Origin of the sequence: Bartonella sp. MR90HLJMH, from assembly GCF_042194115.1 — a bacterium.
GTDB classification, from domain to species: Bacteria; Pseudomonadota; Alphaproteobacteria; order Rhizobiales; family Rhizobiaceae; genus Bartonella; species Bartonella grahamii.
The window spans coordinates 104,614-126,249 of record NZ_JBHIMM010000004.1 but is presented as its reverse complement, the minus strand read 5'-3'; the positions used below and the strand labels follow the sequence as shown (position 1 = coordinate 126,249).

Sequence of the window (21,636 nt, the reverse complement as noted above, 5' to 3'; positions counted from 1 at the left end):
CTGATCTGACCTCTCTCATGGGCTGTGGATAAACAGCCTTAAAAAAACTTTTGAAAAAAATTTATCCGCTTTTGAATAACTTTACCTCTTCTGATACTCGCTATTTGTCCTAAATGGATTTAATTGACTTCATTTCGATTCTTTTGAAGAGAATTAATCAATAGAATATATTGTTATGGAGTTTATTCTTTATGTCTCACCTTCATAAGTCTGATCATGAACATGTCTCTTTACGCTCTCTCTTAGAATATTATCGTCAACAAGCAAAATCACCTCGTGAATTGGGAACATTGTTTGAAAACCTTGTCATGGCTTATCTTATGCATGACCCTCTCCATTTTGGACGATATGAAACGGTTGAGAGCTATTATGAATGGGCAACAGAGCATGAAGGTTGGAATAAAAATGATATCGGCATTGATCTGGTGGCAAAGCTTCGTCATCAAGAGGGATATGTGGCTATTCAATGTAAGTTTTATAAAGCTGACCATCAGATCAGTAAAAAAGATATTGATAGCTTTATCGCTGCCTCTGGAAAAGACATCTTTAAATATCGTCTTCTCGTCGATACCACGGAAGTGGAATTAAGTGACAATGTCAATGCCATGATCAAAGGACAAGCGATACCCGTTTATCGCATTGACCTTCGTCATATGGAAAACAGTCGTATAGATTGGCAAATATTTGCAACTAAAAAAGAAATTGTTCTTAAATCAATAAAAGAGCCTCGTCCCCATCAAGAAGAAGCCATCAAGAAAGTCTGTGAAGGGTTAAAAGAAGCAGACCGTGGCAAGCTGATTATGGCATGTGGAACGGGCAAGACTTTCACTAGCCTTAAGATAGCAGAAACCATAGCAGGAAAAGGCAAGCGTGTGTTGTTTTTGGTGCCCTCGCTTGCTTTAGTCTCACAAACGATCCGTGAATGGACAGCCGATGCACAAGTACCTTTGCGTTCTTTTGCTGTGTGTTCGGATACAAAAGTAGGCAAGCGTCGTAAAAACCAAGATGATATTGTTGGCATGGAAACATCAGATCTTGTGCTCCCTGCTACCACGGATGCCCAAGCCCTTGCCAAAGAAGCTAGTGAAAACCTAGCAGATGCAATGACGGTTATCTTTTCAACTTACCATTCTATCCAAGTGATTTCGGATGCACAAAAAGAGCATGGTTTACCCGAATTTGATCTGATCATTTGTGATGAAGCGCATAGAACAACTGGGGCTTCATTGGGAAGTGAAGACAATGAATCTGAATTTATCAAGGTTCACGATAACAGCATCATTCGAGGTAAAAAACGGCTGTATATGACAGCAACGCCGCGTATCTTTAGTGATACTGCCAAAAGGCGGGCGGATGAGATTAATGCCGTTCTCGCATCTATGGACGATGAAACGCTTTATGGCAAACAACTCCATCATTATACATTCGCGGAAGCTGTCGATAATGAACTTTTAACTCCTTACAAGATTGTGGTCTTGGGTATTAATGAAACCTATATCACACCAGCCATACAGGAGATTATTGCCAATGAAAACCGTGAAATTGATTTAGATGATGCGGCAAAAATTATTGGCTGTTATAGAGCACTTACCAAAATAGATAAGCAAGCCGCTGTCGATGATGATGATACAGAGCCCATGCAATGTGCTTTAGCTTTTTGCAAAGATATCAATACCTCTCAATATATAACAAAGCTCTTTAATAAAATTATCAAATCTCATATTGATGATTTCCTTCAAACCGTTCCCTTTCTGAACTGTGAAGTAAGACATATTGACGGAACGCAAAGTGTCAAAAAGCGCAATGAGGAACTGGATTGGCTTAAAGAAGATGCTGGGAACAATGTTTGTCGGATCTTAAGCAATGTTCGGTGTCTTTCAGAAGGGATTGATGTCCCTGCTCTTGATGCCATCATGTTTTTACACCCGCGTAATAGCCAAGTCGATGTGATACAGGCGGTAGGGCGTGTGATGCGCCGTGCTCCAAATAAGAAAACGGGCTATATCATTTTACCCATTATCATTCCTTCACACTTAGAAGCCAAAAAAGCTTTAAAAAACAATAAGAGATACCGTGTTGTTTGGCAAGTTTTGCATGCTTTACATTCTCATGATGAAAGGCTTGCTCGGACAATTAATCAAATGTCTTTAGGACAAGATAGCAGCCATACGATTGAGATTATAGAAATTAAGCGTGAGGATGAATTAAAAGAGCTTACCACAACGGTTGATGAGATCTCGATACCATCAAAAGCAGAAAGTTCTGGACGTGTCATTGGAACAGCAGAAAGCAAATCTCAATCGGTATCTGGAGGACAAGGAGACTTATTCCCCCGTTCTGAATTTTTTGATTTTGTCAAAGCCATTTTTCTGGATAGTTTTAAAATCACGGATTATTGGGGCATTTGGGCGAACAATGTTGCTGAGATTGCTCAAAACCATATCAATCATCTTAAAGATATGATTTCCGATGAAAAGAGTGAAGCCTTTCACGCCTTTGATGCATTCCATAAGGAATTAAAGAACAACGTCAACAGTGAAATCAAGCAAGAGGAAGCCATTGAGATGTTAGCGCAACATCTTGTCACGCGTCCCGTGTTTGAAGCTTTATTTGACGGTAATGAATTTGTACAGAACAATGCCATTTCACAAGCAATGGACAAGATCTTAAGAGAACTGGATAAAACGAACATTGAAGAAAAAACCAAAGATCTTGATAAATTTTACAAAAGTGTCACGTTCTGTACAGCAGGTATTACAGAAACTCATGCAAAACAGAATCTTATTATCAAACTTTATGAAAGTTTTTTTGCCAAGGCATTTAAGAAAACCACGGATAGGCTTGGGATTGTTTATACCCCCGTTGAAGTTGTGGATTTTATCATTCATTCTGTTGATGATGTGTTGCGGAATGAATTTGGCAAAAGCTTGGGGTCACGGGGTGTTTCTATTCTTGACCCTTTCACTGGAACGGGTACTTTTATCACGCGGCTTTTACAATCCAATCTCATCAAACCAGAGGATATGGAATATAAGTTCCGTCATGATATCCATGCCAATGAGATTGTTTTACTTGCCTATTACATAGCAGCGATTAACATTGAATCGACTTATCATAGTATCATGAAAGGTGAGTATATTCCTTTTAAGCATATTGGTTTGACTGATACGTTTCAGATGCTTGAAGAGAAAAATCTTCTACAGGAATTATTCAAAGAAAACAGTGAATATTTAGAGCATCAAAAGAAACTAAATATTGAAGTTATCTTTGGTAACCCTCCTTATTCGGTAGGACAAAAAAGCGAAAACGACAATGCAAAGAATACTCCCTACCCGATATTAGATGATCGCATTCGTGAAACTTATGCTGCTCAATCTAAAGTAACAAATATACGAGCACTTTATGATAGCTATATCCGCGCTATTCGTTGGGCAAGTGACCGTATTGATAATGCTGGGGTAATCGGTTTTGTTTCTGGTTCAAGCTATATAGAAAAGCCAGCAATGGATAGTTTACGAAAATCTTTAGCCCAAGAATTTACGAGTATTTATGTGCTTAATTTACGAGGTGATATCCGTAAAAATATGATGAACAAAAATAACGCTCAAGAAGGAGAGAATATTTTTGGCAATGGTAGTATGACGGGTATTGCCGTAACATTATTTATTAAAAATCCCAATGTTTCTGGAGATTGTAAAATTTACTATCATGATATTGGAGATAATCTTTCCACCGAAAAAAAACTTGAGATGCTTCAGTACTTTGGTAGTGTTGGTGGTATTACACGTGAAAACGGTTGGAAAATAATTACACCAGACAAGCATAATGATTGGCTTGGTCAACGTGATGATAGTTTCAAGACATTCCTAGCTCTAGGTATTAAAAAAGGTCATAGTAAAAAGCTCTTTGAAACTTATTCTCGTGGTATTATGAGCAGTCGTGATGCTTGGGTATATAACTCAAGCAGTGAAGTTTTAGCTAAAAACATGAGTAATATGATTACTTTTTATAACAGCGAAGTGAAACGTTTTAATGATGCTTTCCCACATACTGACTGCAAAACACGCGAAAATTCTGTAAACAATTTTGTAAATTTAGATGCAAGTAGAATTAGTTGGAGTCGTGCACTTAAACAACATTTAGCTAAAGGAAAGATTTTTGAATTTGAGACTACATGCCTTACGCAAAGTTTGTATCGTCCATTTACACGACAGTGGCTCTATTATAGTCGTGCCTTTAATGAAATGGTTTACCAAATGCCGCGGATATTCCCTATAGAGCAAGCGGTTGAAAATAAGGTCATACAAATTTCAGGTATGGGAACTCAATCAGGTTTTTCTGTTTTGATATCTAAGTCTATACTTGATCTTCATGTTGTGCATAATGGTCAATGTTTTCCACGCTATATTTACGAAGACACTCCGGTTTCAAAAGATAGAAACAAGAAACAAACTCATTTATTTACGAATTCTATAGAAAAAAGCATCAATGCTGATTTACAAAAGCGTGATGCCATTACTGATGAAGGATTAGCACATTTTAAAGCTGCTTATCCGAATGAAATAATCACTAAAGATGATTTGTTCTATTACGTTTATGGTCTTTTGCATTCGGAAGATTACCGTGCTCGTTATGCTGATAATCTCTCTAAGGAATTGCCTCGTATCCCTTGTGTTAAAAGCACTGATGATTTTTGGAAATTTGTAACAGCAGGACGTGAACTCGGTCATTTGCACGTAAATTATGAAGATGTGGAACCTTATCCAGTGACCTTTAAAAAAGGCAATCCTAAACAGACTGATATCTTTAATCCCGAAAAATTTTACTACGTTACAGAAATGAGATTTTTGGGGAATAGTAAGGAAAAGGATAAATCAACTGTTTTTTACAATAGCAATATCACAATAACAGATATCCCTCTTGAAGCTTATGCGTATATCGTCAATGGTAAACCCGCTCTTGAATGGGTTATGGGACGTCAATGTGTTAAGACTGATAAAAAGAGTGGCATTGTTAATGATGCCAATCGCTATGCTGTTGAAACCATTGGCAACCCTGCTTATCCATTAGAGTTGTTTCAAAGGGTTATTACCGTAAGTTTGGAAACAATGAAAATCGTTAAGAACCTACCAAAACTAGAAATTAGAGAAACTGAATAGACTTGGCTTGCTAAACTCACAAGGGGTATAGAATCTTATAACTATAATCTATACCTCTCTTGTTAAGTTGATTAGATACAATCCTAATATGCGTTATTCTAAAAAGAAATCATTTGCACTTTTAAATACTCTTATTTTGATTGCTTTAAGACTTTTAAGAATTCCCATCTTAAAGTGAATACGCTTCTTTTACATTGCCTTTAAAAGATTATACCGTAATCTAAAATGATAGCTTTATCCTTTTCAAAAGCTTTGTTTAAACAGAATTATGTATATTCATTTTCTTATATTACTTATAGGTTTTTAAGGTTCTTAAAACCCTCAAAACTAAGTACCATAAAAGTCTTGATAACATTTCTTATGAGTTACAAACTATCTTTTGAAAGGCTTTAAAGATTACATACTCTCATAAGACATGTTTTAATCATTCACTAAATGATCACTTTTGTCGCTTCAATGTACTGACATAAACTGACAAATATATATTTACAGTTGTATTTATTTGTTATGGCTGTTTTAATAAGTTGTATTTTGAAAAAATCATAAAACTTAACTTATTGAAATATAATGATTTTAATTTTCTCTCATTTAAAAAAAATGATATAGGTTCTAAAAAGAACTGACAAAAATGACAAAATTTTATTAAAAGGGATTTTGCTCATCTCTATAATTATCATTCTCTCTTTAGATGTTTTCATAAAAAGCAGTAAATCATAATTATCATATATTCTATTTATCATTTCTCTTATGAAAATGGAAAATGATGCCATGGCTATAAAGAACATAACAGCTATAGAGAAAGCAAAAATGCAAATGAAAGCATTTGTTATAAGAGCGCGGTGCTATTAAGGTCGTTTAAATTAAAGCCCCTTATAAATAAAATTCACAAAAAATTTAAAATTCATTTAGTAAAAAAATTGATAGGTTATAAAGATAAAAATACGCATTATGATAGCATTTTTAAATATTATAAATGTATAGATTCAGAAAATAACGCAATCGTTTCATAAAGCCAATAATATAGCTTTAAAAGCATATAAATATAAAAGAAGCAATTGATAAGAACATGATAAATATTTACACATAATGAATTTAAAAAACATAAAAAATATCAAACAAGATAAAATGTATTTGACAATAAATACGTATTTTGTTATATAAATGATCAAGTGATTAACAAACACTTTACGTTAAGCGGATAGGTTACGATACAACCTTTCCTATGTTTTTAAAATACTGGCTGTTTTTTATGTGTTAATTAGCATATAATGACTCTGTCGGGTGTGCTTACATCATACAATACCCTTATGGGAAAAGTGTAAGCAACGGACTTAACGCCGTGTTTGTTAGCGCCCGATGCTTGTTAAGAGCGTCAATAACAAACAATTTTACGTTAAGGATTTAATTATGACAAATATCTCAAAAATCCCCCCCGTTATCTCTAATATTGCAAATGAAACCGCGCCTGTTAATCAACAAAAGCCTGCAAAAAAATACGAATTTACCAATGAAAAATTCACTTTTGATGGTCTTACTTTACACCGTATACGTGCTCTAAGAGATTTTGATGATGTTAAGGCGGGAGACCTCGGCGGTTTTATTGAAAATGAAAGTAACTTATCCCATGATGGCAATTGCTGGGTCTATGATAATGCCGCGGTTCTTTTCAATGCAACTGTTTATGAAAATGCTAAAATTTATAATGACGCGAAAATCTTTAGAGGTGCCAAGGTGTATGGCAATGCTATCGTTAATGGCAAAGCATTGGTTTTTGATACAACCGCTCATATTTATGATAATGCAAAAATTCATGATAACGCTAAGGTCTGTGGGCATGTTTATGGTAATGCCGTAATCAGTGATAATGCTACTATTTCTAATGGTGCCAAGGTTTATGACAATGCCCGTGTCTATGAAAGTGCCTATGTTTGTGGCTATATTTTTGGCAATGCTCGTGTATATGGCAAGTCACGGGTTTATGTCTGGGCGCGCGTTTATGATAATGCCCATGTTTTTTGTAATGCTTGGATTAAGGATTATTCAAGTATCTATGGTCATGCCAAGGTTTCTGGCTCGGCTCGTGTTGGTTGCTTTGTAAGAATTTATGATCATGCCAAGGTCTATGGCAAATCAAATATTGATCATCATGTGCAAATTTATGGCAATGCTGTTGTGAATAGCCGTGCAAAAATTCGTCATGATATCTGTGATGATAATCAGTCACTAAAAGACGCTGCTTAAATAACGCGTGGGCACGGCGGGGGCGCCCTCCTTTAAACATCTCATTTAAAAATTTAAATCTCTTTATGAAGGAATTGTGCTCATGCAAAAGAAGTTTGCACTCACAAATGAAACGCGTGTATTTGGTAATCATGTTCTCTACCGTATTAAAGCATTAAAAGATTTTGCTGATATCAAAGCAGGTACCTTAGGCGGCTTTATTGAAAAGGAAGATAACCTCTCTCATGATGGCAATTGCTGGGTGTATGATGAGGCTCTTGTGTTTAAAAATGGTCACGTTTATGAAAATGCAAGGTTTTTTGGCAATGCTATTACTTGTGGTCATATCTATGGTCATGCGTGGGTTTATGACAATGCTATCGTTGCTAGCTATGTCTATGATAATGCCCATGTTTATGGCAATGCTGTTGTTTCTGATAATTCCCATGTCTATGGTAATGCGCGTGTTTATGGCAAGGCTATTATTTATGATAATGCCTATGTTTATGACAATGCTAGGGTTTATGAAAACGCTCGTATAGCAAATAACGTGCATGTTTTTGAAAATGCCAATATTCATGGAATTGCTGTTATTCGTGAAAATGTCGGCGGGTCTACTAAAATAAAAACCTATACTGAACGTCTCTCTCCTTATGGTGAATTAGAGATTGTCTGGGTCTAATCAATAAAGCAGTGTAAATGAAAGCAGGGGCACGGCGGGGGCGCCCTTCTTTCAAATTTTCCATTCCAAATTTTATCAAACGTTTATCACATTAGATTGTGAGGGTATCTTTATGTGCAAAAAATATGAATTAACCAGTGAAATCAAAAAAATCAAACATGCTCTTACTCGAAATATTATAAACCTTTATCGCATTAAAGCTTTAAAAGATTTCGATGATATAAAGGCGGGGTCCTTAGGCGGCTTTATTGAAAAGGAAGTTAACCTATCCCATGATGGTAATTGCTGGGTGTATGATGAGGCTTGTGTCTACGGTCATGCAAGAGTGTATGAAAATGCAAAAATACGGCATTTTTCTCAAGTCTGTGGTCAAGTTTATGGCAATGCTGAAGTCTATGGAAAAGCTTTTATCTCTCAATATGCTAAAGTTTATGACCATGCTTTTGTCTATGGCAATGCTCATGTTTATGGCAATATTTATGGTAATGCTCATGTGAATGGTAGTGCCCGCATTCTTGCTGATGCTCATATTTATGACCATGCGCATGTTTCTTATGATGCTACGGTTTTTAGTTATGCACGCGTTTATGGTCATGCCAAGGTTTCTGGCTTGGCTTGTATTTATAGCCATGCAAAAATTTATAATTATGCTGTTATTAATGGTCGTGCAAAAATTTATGGCAAGGTCTATGGGAATGCTTGTGTGAGTGGCTCTTGTGAGATTTATGGCTCTGTTTATGGCAATGCTAAAATCTCATATTGTGCAACGATCTGGGGGCGTGCTTATGGCAATGCAAAAATCAACAAAAAAAGCACAGTAAGGTTGGTTCCCAAAAATTGTGAGGTGTATGAAGGCGATAAGCTTGTCAATATACCTGATAAAACAGAATAAAAACACGCATGGGGCGTGCATTCTTTATGGTTATGAACGCATATAAAATGCATTGTTATAAACATATAATAAAAGAGAGAGTAAAATAAAAAAAAAGCCGTGCCAAGTGATATGACGCGGCTTTCAAATGTCTATTCTAATGATTAAAATGAATCATCCACAATGGAGTAATGAATGCATATATACAAAACGTATCATATTGCAAGCGCTCTATTAGAGATATGAAAACTTATCAAAAGAAACGTAAATGGTGCGTATGATCTTTAAGCACTCATTTGAATTATAGAGCCTATAAACGCTTTTATGGCTATCAAACGTATCAATCATAACGTCTTTATCTTAAGCACATTATCAAAACGCTTGGTAGCTTTAACAAAACCCGTTTTTTACATTTACAAGCATTGGTTTTTAAAACAATCTCTCATAAGACAATAAACAACCGCTTTTATAAAATGTAAGATTTTCAAAATTTTGCTCTGCTGTGAAATCTAGATCTTTGTTTTTTCGTAAATGAAACGTTCTTAAGAACAAATGGTAACTAAGTTATAGCTGTTATAAAAAAAGTTTTAAACACTTATAAAGATCTCATTTTATGTTTCAAACGTTTAAAGGTTCATTTAATGAGGTTCTCATAAGCGTATTTGTACTTTTCTTTAAAACCTAATTTCTTTAAAAATTAGCCGGCTCAAATTTGAGTTGGCAATATTAACCACCCCAATTTGGGGGCGTTAACTTTAGAATAGAGCATTCTTTAAACAGCATTATTTTATTAAAAATTTAGTAAAACCCCATGCCTTATGATGTTACAATGGTTTTGAAGTTTATTTGCTTCTCTAAAAAGGGAAGCTAAAATTTCTCAATCCAAATTTGGATTGATCCCATTTGGCTTCGTATTTTTAAACGATAACTTTTAAAACGTTTTTTGATAGCTTGCTTTTATTCATTAAAAAGGCTTTTGATCATAAGATATAACGTTTTGAATTTCATATCTGTTGTAATGATAATATCTATATAATACCTGCCTATCATTTTCTAAATTTTTAGAAACGTTTTAAAAACGATATTGAAATCCTTTATGCGCCCTTATGAATTGAAACCTATAGGCTTATGACAGTTTCAAACGATTACCTTCTTATAGGTAATAAAATATTGCTATAGCATTTTTGGATTTTACGCTTTTCAATTTTGGCGAATATTAATTTGTTCCTTATGCTATTAACAATCCAATCTTTAAAACAAGATGTGATCTTTAAACGTATGTTATCGATAATTCCAAACAACTAAATTTTAAAACAATGCGATTTTTAAGTGATAAAAACGTATCATAAAATTTATGAACTGTTATGAATGATAGCTGCTTTTCATTTCATTTGAATACACACATGCGTTATAATATTTGCATCATGATTTGCTTTTTATGCTCTATTCATACGTGCTAATCTTATATAAAAAATGGTCAAATGAATCACGTATAAAAATGTGGATTCCTAAGTGGATTCATGTAAAATAATTGCAAACAACCTATTGACTTTATTGTGTTTTTTGATATGATATCGAATATCAACTTTATGAGCTATTTTTGTGAGTAGGAGCCATACGGATTCCTAAATCACGTAATTGTGTGGGAGAAACATCAGACGGAGCACTCATCAAAAGATCAAGTGCCTGTTGATTCATAGGAAATAAAGCAACTTCACGCAAATTTTTAACACCTTGCAACAGCATAATGATGCGGTCAATTCCCGCAGCCATACCACCGTGTGGCGGAGCCCCATAATGGAATGCACGATAAAGACCACCGAAACGATCTTTCACAACTTCCTTAGAAAGTCCTACAAGTTCAAAAACTTTAAGCATCATTTCTGGTAAGTGATTACGAATTCCACCTGATGCAATTTCATAACCATTGCAAACAAGATCATATTGAAAAGCTTTAAGAGTAAGAGGATCTTGGGTCTCAAGAGCATTTTCTCCCCCTTGAGGCATGGAAAAAGGATTATGTGCAAAATCAATCTTTTTCTCATCTTCATTCCATTCAAAAAATGGAAAATCAACAATCCAAGCCAAAGAGAAACTCTCTCTATCGAGAAGATCTAATTCTTCCCCTACCCGTGTACGGGCTGCTCCAGCAAAAGATGCGAATTTTTTTGGATCTCCAGCCACAAAAAAACAAGCATCACCACTTTCAAGTCCAAGCTGTATACGGAGCGCTTCAGCTCGCTGTTGACCAATATTTTTGGCGATAGGCCCTGCTCCTTCAAAATTTCCTTTTTCTTCACGCCAAAAAATATAACCGAGCCCTGGTTGCCCCTCGCCTTGTGCCCATACATTCATACGATCACAAAAAGCACGACTTCCACCCGTTTTAGCCGGAATAGCCCACACTTGTGCATTCTCATCATTCGCTAAAATTTGAGAAAAGACTTTGAAACCAGAATTATAAAAATGTTGAGAAACATCTTCCATAATGATCGGATTACGTAGATCAGGCTTATCAGAACCATATTTTTGCATTGCTTCATCATAGGAAATGCGAGGAAAGCTCTGTGTCACAGTTTTTCCATCTGCAAATTCTTCAAAAATAGAACGCATAATAGGTTCCATAGTTGCTAAAACATCTTCTTGCTCAACAAAACTCATTTCAACATCTAATTGATAAAATTCACCAGGAAGACGGTCGGCCCTTGGATCTTCATCTCTAAAACATGGAGCAATCTGAAAATAACGATCAAAACCTGACATCATCAACAACTGTTTATATTGCTGTGGTGCTTGCGGTAGCGCATAAAATTTTCCCTGATGAACACGACTTGGAACCAAAAAATCACGTGCTCCTTCCGGCGATGAAGCTGTCAAAAGTGGCGTCGTAAATTCCGTAAAACCATTATTTTGCATAGCCCGTCTCATAGCCGCAATAATTTCAGTCCGACGCATGATATTTTTGTGCATAGTCTCCCGACGCAAATCAAGAAAACGATATTTTAATCGAATATCTTCTGGATAATCAGGCTCACCAAAAACCGGTAAAGGAAGTTCATCAGATTTTGAAAGAATTTCTACCTCTTGTGCAAAAATTTCAATCTCACCTGTTGGAAGCGTTGCATTAATAACCTCATCAGAACGTGCACATACCTCTCCATCCACACGAATAACCCATTCAGAACGCACTTTTTCAATAACTTTAAAAGCCGGCGAAGCAGGGTCAGCAACAATTTGTGTAATTCCAAAATGATCACGTAAATCCACAAAAAGAATTCCTCCATGATCACGAACACGATGAACCCATCCCGAAAGACGGACTTGTGCTCCTACATCACATCTACGAAGAGCCGCACAATGATGACTGCGATAACGGTGCATGTTTTTTGCCTTTGATTATAATATTCATATGCGCTACAAACGCTTTTTAATAACCATTTGTCAAGATATGAGAATAAAAACTCAAAAATAAAGTCAATAAAGGACAAATTTAATTTATCGAATTATAATAAAATGATGAATCTTATTACACAAACAACAGATCTTGAAATTGCACTTAACGCTCTACGTACCTCTGATTTTGTAACAGTCGATACTGAATTTATCCGCGAGACAACTTTTTGGCCTCAACTGTGTTTAATCCAGCTCGCATCACCAGATGTCACAGTTTTGATTGATCCCATAGCACCAGATATTGATTTACAACCTTTTTTTGACCTTATGATCGATAAAAAAGTTGTAAAAGTTTTTCATGCTGCGCGCCAAGATATTGAAACAATTTATCATCTTGGAGGTGTTATTCCTTCCCCTCTCTTTGATACGCAAATAGCAGGATCAATTTGTGGGTTTGGTGATTCTATCTCCTATGATCAAATTGTACAACGTTGCACGGGGCATCATCTTGATAAATCCTCCCGCTTTACAGACTGGAGTTGCCGACCTTTGTCTGAAAAACAACTGCTCTATGCACTTGCCGATGTAACCTATTTAAGAGATGTTTACCTGTTATTGAAAAAAAGGTTAGAAAAAAATCAACGTGCTCACTGGATGGATGATGAACTAACAATCCTTTTAAATCCTAAAACCTATGATATGCCAGAAGATGAAGCATGGAAAAAAGTGAAAGGACAAATTAAAAAGCCTCGTGAACTTGCTGTATTACAAAAGATAGCAGCTTGGCGTGAACGTGAAGCACGAAGATACAATATGCCACGTCGTCATATCATAAAAGATGAATGTCTTATAGAAATAGCAACCCAACAACCAAAAGATGAATCTGCATTAAAACGATTGCGCAGTCTTAATAAGAATTGGGATAAACTCTCAATTGCTCAATCATTAATCAAAGCTGTCCACGAAGGTTTAGAGGTGGATCTTTCTACTTTACCCCCCATTCCTAAACATAATTCACTCAATGATACGACGGTCGCTGTTATCGATCTGCTCAAAGTGTTATTAAAAATTGTTGCAAGCGAAAACAGCATTGCCCCTAAAATTATTGCAACATCTAATGATTTAGAAAAAATTGCCAATGGAGGAATAAAGAAAAATATTCCCGCTATGAATGGCTGGCGCTATGAAATTTTTGGTAAAAAAGCCGAACAACTGCTAAAGGGGCAGATAGGGTTTTACTTTAACGATGGAAAAATAAGCACAAAACAGCTTTAATTTACATTTTCATTTTTAAAAATCCATTACGCTACTTATTATCTACATAAATTGGTATGCCCTATGGACCAACGCAAATAGGATAACTAAAGCCTACTTCTGACAAAGTTAAAAACTTAAATAGTAAACTCTTATTAAAAATGACAGCTAAATCTTTATCAGGTCAATCAAATAGCAATCTTATTACAAAAATCTAAAAACACAGACAGCTCCTCATTTAAAAGTTTTAAAAAGAAAAAGTTCTTATAATAAAAGCGCATTCGTTACAAAAATAGCAGCCTAGCAATAGGAACAAACAAAGATATAATGCCTCACGTCACCATATCGTATTAAAAAAACTACCGAGATTACAATCTAACAATCAAAACCATTCTCTTGCACGTCATAAGCGGGGCTGGCGTGTGGGTAAAAACTGTACAAGAAAGGACTAAAATGGCTCTTATGAATCGTCTCAAGTGCCAAGGACTGTCGCAACATTGGGAGCTAGCAAATATAATGATGGTGCCGGCTTGCTTCTTCACAAACGTAAAGATAGTGGTGCTCAATGGCTTTATCGTTATACAATTCATGGACGCCGCCGTGAAATGGGCTTGGGTGCCTTGAGAGATGTCTCTTTAAAAAAGCTCGTGAATGTGCAACCGAATGGCGTTCTATTTTACGTGAAGGTCGTGACCCTATTAAAGAACGCAACAAACAAAAACGTGAGGCAATGCATAATCTCCGTTACTTCAAATACATTGCTCTAGATGCCTTTGAAAGCCGTAAAGCTAAATTCAAAAATGATGGAAAAGCTGGGGATTGGTCTTATCTTTACGCCTTCATATTCTCCCCAAATTAGGCTGTCTGCCTGTTTCAGAGAGTATACAAACAGAGATACGCAATACCCTTGCCCCAATTTGGTATACAAAAGATGGAACAGCAAAGAAAGCACTTGAACCGTCTTAATCTTTATCTCAAACATACTGCGCCTTAGATTTGAATGTTGATTTACAAATAACAGAAAAAGCACACTCTCTCTTAAGAAAACAACGCCATAAAACACAAAATTTACCAGCAATGGATTGAAGAGATGTACCATCTTTTTATAAAAAACACTTTGCCAAACAACAACCCTAACACTATTGGCTTTGCGTCTACTCATCCTTACAGGGATTCGCACTTTTCCTTTGTGTCATATTCATAAAATCAAGTGGATGGGGGTATATGGACTATCCCTGCTGAAAATATGAACGGTTTGCATGACGCTACAACAGAATTTCGCGTGCCCTTATCAACAAAGACATCAGAAATTTTAAAACAAGCGCGCTTGCTTTCTCGCAATGTTTTCTTTTTTTCTGCAACCAGTCGTAGTCCCCTTGCTCAGAATTGTATGTCAAAGTATATGAGAAAAAATAAACTTGATGTCTGCCCCTATGGGTTTCGTTCTAGTTTACGCGATTGGCTTACTGAAACAACCGCTCCCCCTTATAAAATCGCAGAAACCATCCTAGGTCATACAGTCGGAAGACAAGTAGAGCGGTGCCCTATCGTCGAACAGACTATCTAGAACAGCGCCGTGTCTATATGGATAAATGGACGGCTTATGTTACAGATCAAAGCTAAGATATGGGATACATAACCCCATTATTTGTGGATGACTTTCTCTCCCTTTTCTCTCATATCGTCTCAATAAGAAGCATAAATAATCACATCAGAAATTATATAATAAAATATTGTTTTTTATAAATTAAATACCTTTCAAAGGATTCGAAAATATGGTTAATAAATGCTTATGATTTGTTTCTATTTTTTATAGTGAAAGAATTTTATAATGACAGAAAATGATATTCTTTTAGCGGGCCGTGAAAGTGCAAAACTGTTTCATATGAGTGTTTCAACATTCCGGCGTCATATTACCAATGGATCTTTACCAAAACCTTTCAAATTTAGTTTTTTATCGCGTTTATTACAATCGAATCTTTTGAATGTCATCGAGCAAGCTAAATAGCAACGTCAAAATGACACAGCATAAAAAGAAAACCTTGTCACGTAAGGATGGACAAGGCTTTTCATTTTCACACGAAGCTTATGACATGCAAAATCCATTCTGTGATGCAAGTAACTGGATAAAAAAATTATATTTTCTTTTATGAATGCTCAGGGCATTACAAATGCCTTACGTGGGGGATGACACGGGCGTTATGGAACAAAAAGCCCCCCCGTTGTCCAGCTCATGATGATAGGTTGCCTAATTTATCCCTTGTCAATGGCACTATTATAAGACATAAAGCCCGAATAAATTAGAAAAAAATCAAAAAATTTCAAAAGCAAAAGGTTTTTTTATTATTTTTGATAACTTCTTTAATCGTCCAAGAGGACGTTCTCCTAATAACCCAGCGTAATTCTTTGGGATCTGCAAAATAATATGATCTGCTTTTTTACGCCACAATAGATGAGGTAAAATACCTGCAACAGAAGCACTAAAAAGATGAGCAATCCGCATAGTTTCGCCAAGAATACGTGCTTTTTCAATTATATTTTGAGTTGCTAATTGAAAAATGGGGAGAGATTCTTTATCAACCAGTAAACTTGTATTGCGAAAAAAAACAGCAAGCGCCGCATAAAGGCGCCCTTCATGAGAAATTCCTGGATAAGATCCTAAAGCTATTTGATTTGCTGCTTCATTGCCTCGATAATCTGGATGTATACGCCAACCAATATCCGCAAGAAGACAAGCGGCTTGACGATAACGGCATTCATTTTCAGTTTCTGAAATTCCAAAAACTTCAAAAGCATTCGTCGTAAAATCAATGAGTTCTTCTGCTTGTTTTGGTGAACGTGCCCGTAAAATAGCCATTTCTGTGCATGCTGCAATGAGAGGATCTGAAAGTCGAAGCGCCTGCGGCAATCGTGAATAAAGAAAACCTTCACGAACGCCAGCACCAGAAAAAATTATCTTTTCAAACTCCATACACTGAATGAGTTCAATAAGAACTATTGCCCCATAAGATAAAAGTTTCCGACGATTCTGAGAAACCGCTGCAATCCCTCTCATATTATCAATATTGCCACGTGCTACAAGACGTAAAAAGTTCTCCATTTCAACGGCATCAACTTCATAGCCATGCATAACAGGGAGCCGATAGTGTTTCATTGCCATATGGAGTTTTGCCAAATTACGCCATGTCCCCCCTACTGCATAAAAATAACGTGCTATACCTTTACGAGTCCGAATAACAGACGATTTATAAAGTTGCTCATGTACAATTTTTGTAGCTACAGCACTATCATTATTTGACATATACTGTAGCCTTAAACCACCCAATGGGAGAGTTATCCCTTCACCAACATCAGAATGATTAATATCAATCAGCTCAAGACTTCCACCACCAAGATCCCCAGAAATACCTTTTGGTTGATAAAAAGTAGACACAACTCCATATGCTGAATACATAGCTTCTTCACTTCCTGAAAGAAGATATATTTTACTTTGCAAAATATCTTCAGCATGCTGAATAAATGCTACGCCATTCTTTGCATCTCGTGCTGCTGCTGTTGCTAAAGTATAGACCTCATCTGCCCCAATCTGTCGACAAAGCGTACGAAACCGTTTCAGTGTTTGCAACGCCATTTTCATCGATTTTTCTTCTAAAAATCCTGTTTTTGCCACACCATGACCGAGACCACAAAGAATCTTTTCATTAAACAAAACCGTTGGTGAGCGAACAAGCCCCTCATAAATAACCAACCGAACAGAATTTGAGCCAATGTCAACAACAGCAACAGGCTTACGCCCTTTTAACCGACCTTGAGCATCTATATATGTCATTGGATTTTAATCTTTATGTATTTCGGCTTGTTGCCGACGCAACGCAATCAAGCGCGAAACAGAAGATTCAAAGGACTCTTTTCTCCCCGCAAAACTTGTATTAGCCATAAAATACTCCTGCGCATTAAACAGACTTTCACCTATCTGCGGTGTGATACGTTTTGATGTTCCATCCTTAAGTATATCAAAGCTTTGTTGATTATCAATGATATTAGCCAACATAATTTGTAAAAGAATTTTTTGACGCACTATTTTATTAAAAACTGGAACCAATATTTCAATACGATAGTCTAGATTACGAGGCATCATATCAGCAGAACCTAAGTAAACAAGTGCATTTTCATTAGGCAAATCTTGACCATTCCCAAAACAAAAAATGCGACTATGTTCAAGAAAACGCCCGACAATTGATTTTACACGAATATTATCTGAAATTCCTAGAATACGAGGACGTAAACAACATATCCCCCGCACAACCAAATCAATTTGCACCCCTGCTTGACTGGCACGATATAAAGCATCAATAATTTCAGGATCAACCAATGCATTAACTTTCATCCAAATAGCAGCAAACCTTCCCTGTTGTGCATGAGCAATTTCTCCCTCAATATGCTCTAAGATACGACCACGCAATGTTAAGGGTGAAAAAGCAATCTTCATTGTTTCATTCGGACGCTCATATTGCGCAATATAATTGAACAATAACGCAACATCATGAGCGATATCATCATCCTTGGAAAAAAAAGAAAGATCCGTATAAGTTTTAGCGTTAATGGGATGATAATTCCCTGTTCCAAGATGAACATAAGAGCAAAGACGTTTTCCCTCACGTCTCACAACCAATGACATCTTGGCATGAGTTTTTAATGCAATAAAACCAAAAATAACTTGAACCCCAGCACATTCAAGATCCCGTGCCCAACGAATATTTGCTTCCTCATCAAAACGTGCTTTAAGTTCTACCAAAGCAGTCACAGACTTTCCCTGTTCAGCTGCTTCAATCAAAGCTCCAACAATTGGACTATCGTTTGATGTACGATAAAGTGTTTGTTTGATTTCCACAACATCAGGATCGCAAGCAGCTTGACGTAAAAATTGGACAACAACATCAAATGTCTCATAAGGGTGATGAATCACAATGTCATTTTCACGAATAGCCGCAAAACAATCCCCTTTATGTTCACGAATACATTCTGGAATACGGGGAATATAAGGAATAAATTTGAGATCATTACGGGGGATAGAAACAATTTCTGATACCATATTAAGCGCTAAAAATCCATCAAGAACATTAATACAATTATCAGGAACAGCAAGACTATTCGCTATAAACTGGCGTAAACTCTCTGGCATTTTTGCGTCAAATTCAACTCGAATAACCTGCCCACGGCGCCGCCTTTTGAGAGCAGTTTCAAAAAAATGAACAAGATCCTCAGCTTCTTCTTCGACTTCAATATCACTATCTCGGATTACTCTAAATGTACCAATTCCTTTAACCTCATAATTAGGAAATACATGTTTAATAAAAAAGCAAATAACATCTTCAGCTGCAATAAAACGAAAATGATTGCCCTCTTGAGGAAGAAGAATAAAACGCCTCAAAAGCATTGAAATAGACAACAGCACTGTGTGTGAGTTATGATCAGTTTCTCCAGACAATTGAAGCGCAATAGAAAGCCCTAAATTAGGAATAAATGGAAAAGAATGGGTAGAATCAACAGGCAAAGGTTTTAAAACAGGAAAAATTGTCTCAAGAAAATACTTTTCAAGCCATGATTTTTCAATTTCTGAAAGATCATCAGAACAAATAATTTCAATATTATTCTTTTTTAATTCATCACGTAAAACATTCAATTCTCGTAGTTGGTGAGCCTGCAGCTTTGAAATCTCAGCTAATACAATATCAAGTTGTTCCTGTGGAGTGTGCCCATCTGCACTGCACGCTGTAACGCGAGCACGAATTTGAGTTGCTAGCCCAGCAACACGAACCATAAAAAACTCATCAAGATTTGCAGCTGAAATAGAAAGAAATTGTAGGCGTTCTAATAAAGGATGTTTCGAATTAGCCGCTTCCATCAAAACACGATTATTAAATTGTAGCCATGAAAACTCTCGATTAATAAACCGTACCGGATTTTTCATTGTTATATTCGATATAGAAATTTTATCTACCACCCTCTGTTCCATATATCCTAAATAATTTTCTTTTATATTTTCTAAAATCCTTGATGAAATATCTCATATAACATTTTATAATATGTTATCATCATAGTAATATATCAATGCCTAACTTTTCTCATCGTGTTTTCATTTAATATTTAAAAATACTTGAAACTATTTCTATGCGCAAAGCGCTAAAAACACGACAATTATTCTAATATAGCATAAAGGAGGAGAAATTTGTCTTAAAAAGCAGCTTGCATTATTATAAGCTTTATTACAAACTCACGCCTATAAAATAGAAGAGCCTAATTATAGCTGATGAGACAATTTATTCTGGAGTTTGTACGCCATGGCTGATCACAATATTCCCCATTTCCAAAATGACCTTGGATATAAAATAATCGAAATTGGTGTGAAAGAATTTATGTGTGTAGGCGCTACACAACCATTCGATCATCCCCATATCTTTATCGACATGGGAGAAGCAGATGAGAAAATTTGCCCTTATTGCTCAACCCTTTATCGTTATGTTCCCTCGCTATCATACGATCAAACAAACCCAACAGGATGTTTATATCATCCAGAAAAGCTATTATAATCGCGTTTTTGGGCTTTCTTAATAACCACTCTTTTAATTCTGCTTGTTTAATATGGAATCATTTGTGAACCGATCGCCCTTCATTGTTGGAGGAGGAATTGCTGGTTTAAGCACCGCTTTAGCACTCGCTCATAAAGGAATTGCAAGCACCATTATCGAAAAGTGTAAGCAACTTGAAACAATAGGCGCTGGTATTCAGCTGACACCAAATGCAACATCTATTCTTGCTCGCTGGGAACTTCTTAACAAACTCACTGAAGTCGCTACAATCCCACATTTTCTTGAGTTAAAAGATGGATTGTCTTTAAAAATACATCTACGGGCTCATCTTATCAATCTAACAGAAAAATATTGGAAAGCCCCTTATATGACGATCCACCGCGCAGCTTTACAACAAATTTTATATGATGCAGTGATTGAAAATCCTTTGATCAAATACAAAGCAGGTGAAACGATTGTATCTTCTACCCAATCTGCAACCAACATTAAAATAAAGACAATAAAAACAGATACAACAACAGAACAGCTTCATTCAACGCCCCTTCAGATCGGATGTGATGGAGTTTGGTCAACATTACGGCAACAATCTCCCTTTCATGAAAGAGCAAATTTTAGTGGCTTTATTGCTTGGCGTGCAACAACAACATTTGATAATCTTCCTCAAAAATTTCGTTCTTCATTGCAAAATATGAAGACAATTACAGCTTGGATGGGACCCAAAAATCATCTTGTTGTCTATCCCATTCAATCGTCAGAAAAAATTTTTAATTTTGTCGCCATTACGCATGGAGAAAATTCAAAAGAAGGATGGGCTCATAAAGGAGATAAAGAAAAACTCAAATCTCTTTTTAAAGGTTGGAATTCAAAAATCTTACAAATCTTTGATCATATCGATGAATGGAGCTATTGGCCACTCTTTCAAATGAAACAAAATCGTTTTATCGGCTTAGAGAGACAAGTATTTGTTGGCGATTGTGCACATGCAGCCTTACCTTTTGCAGCGCAAGGTGCCGCTATGGCAATCGAAGATGCTGCCACATTAGCAGAAGCACTTTCATTGAAAGATTTTTCATTAACGAAAGCACTTTCGCTTTACGAAACAACACGCACCCCCCGTATTGTAGCAGTAAAAAAACGCGGAGATTTCAATAGATTGGTCTATCACGCAACCGGTCCTATAGCAATTGCACGCAATCTCATGATGAAAATTCGTACACCAGAGAGCATTATGTCAGATCTCGATTGGCTTTACATGTATGATGCGATGAATTCCATAAAAAATAATGATAAAAACTTATAAAATTCTTCCAGTATTTTGAATATTACGAAAGAAAGAGATTTTTTGACACTATGACACTATGACACTATGACACTATGACACTATGACACTAAAAAACATCATAATTTACTCAAATAAAAGCAATATTTTTCGAAACCTACAATCCGATTTTAAAAGCTCAATTTTTA

General features: G+C 36.1%; 11 protein-coding genes and 1 pseudogene. 9 read left to right on the top strand and 3 right to left on the bottom strand.

Translation table 11 applies throughout. The features are described from left to right. Positions 1-191 precede the first annotated feature (191 nt). The 4 genes from ACFIJ9_RS04165 (at position 192) to ACFIJ9_RS04150 (ending at position 8,953) form a co-directional block, all read left to right on the top strand. Positions 192-5,159, top strand: coding sequence for a DEAD/DEAH box helicase (locus ACFIJ9_RS04165; protein WP_375635899.1), 4,968 nt, complete (start codon positions 192-194; stop codon positions 5,157-5,159). 1,407 nt (positions 5,160-6,566) lie between these two features. After that, on the top strand, positions 6,567-7,400 hold the full coding sequence (locus ACFIJ9_RS04160; protein WP_375635898.1) for a hypothetical protein: 834 nt from the start codon (positions 6,567-6,569) through the stop codon (positions 7,398-7,400). 82 nt (positions 7,401-7,482) lie between these two features. Continuing rightward, complete coding sequence (locus tag ACFIJ9_RS04155) at positions 7,483-8,061, top strand: hypothetical protein (RefSeq protein ID WP_375635897.1); 579 nt, start codon at positions 7,483-7,485, stop codon at positions 8,059-8,061. A gap of 112 nt (positions 8,062-8,173) precedes the next feature. After that, a complete protein-coding gene (locus ACFIJ9_RS04150) occupies positions 8,174-8,953 on the top strand; it encodes a hypothetical protein (RefSeq protein WP_375635896.1) in 780 nt (259 codons plus the stop codon). A 1,566-nt stretch (positions 8,954-10,519) separates the two neighbouring features. On the opposite strand, the gene aspS is transcribed toward ACFIJ9_RS04150, so the two are convergent. Beyond that, a complete protein-coding gene (gene aspS, locus ACFIJ9_RS04145; protein WP_375635895.1) occupies positions 10,520-12,313 on the bottom strand; it encodes an aspartate--tRNA ligase in 1,794 nt (597 codons plus the stop codon). Between the two features lie 132 nt (positions 12,314-12,445). Between aspS and rnd the strand changes: the two genes are divergently transcribed. From rnd to ACFIJ9_RS04130, 3 genes and pseudogenes are all read left to right on the top strand, one after another. Continuing rightward, positions 12,446-13,600 (top strand): ribonuclease D, encoded by a 1,155-nt coding sequence (rnd, locus tag ACFIJ9_RS04140; RefSeq protein WP_375635894.1) that lies wholly within the window; start codon positions 12,446-12,448, stop codon positions 13,598-13,600. Between the two features lie 432 nt (positions 13,601-14,032). Continuing rightward, positions 14,033-15,202: pseudogene (locus tag ACFIJ9_RS04135) on the top strand (tyrosine-type recombinase/integrase). Positions 15,203-15,410: 208 nt separating this feature from the next. Then, on the top strand, positions 15,411-15,587 hold the full coding sequence (locus ACFIJ9_RS04130) for a helix-turn-helix transcriptional regulator (protein WP_375635893.1): 177 nt from the start codon (positions 15,411-15,413) through the stop codon (positions 15,585-15,587). A gap of 303 nt (positions 15,588-15,890) precedes the next feature. On the opposite strand, the gene ppx is transcribed toward ACFIJ9_RS04130, so the two are convergent. Together ppx and ACFIJ9_RS04120 are read right to left on the bottom strand one after the other, a co-directional pair. After that, the gene (ppx, locus tag ACFIJ9_RS04125) at positions 15,891-17,408 is read right to left on the bottom strand and encodes an exopolyphosphatase (RefSeq protein ID WP_375635892.1); all 1,518 of its coding nucleotides are present in this window, start codon (positions 17,406-17,408) and stop codon (positions 15,891-15,893) included. A 6-nt stretch (positions 17,409-17,414) separates the two neighbouring features. Next, positions 17,415-19,595, bottom strand: coding sequence for an RNA degradosome polyphosphate kinase (locus ACFIJ9_RS04120; RefSeq protein ID WP_375635891.1), 2,181 nt, complete (start codon positions 19,593-19,595; stop codon positions 17,415-17,417). Positions 19,596-19,920: 325 nt separating this feature from the next. Between ACFIJ9_RS04120 and ACFIJ9_RS04115 the strand changes: the two genes are divergently transcribed. Both ACFIJ9_RS04115 and ACFIJ9_RS04110 read left to right on the top strand, forming a co-directional pair. After that, a complete protein-coding gene (locus ACFIJ9_RS04115; protein WP_375635890.1) occupies positions 19,921-20,169 on the top strand; it encodes a zinc-finger domain-containing protein in 249 nt (82 codons plus the stop codon). A 52-nt stretch (positions 20,170-20,221) separates the two neighbouring features. Then, positions 20,222-21,469, top strand: a complete 1,248-nt coding sequence (locus ACFIJ9_RS04110) for an FAD-binding protein (protein WP_375635889.1) — start codon at positions 20,222-20,224, stop codon at positions 21,467-21,469. Positions 21,470-21,636 lie beyond the last annotated feature (167 nt).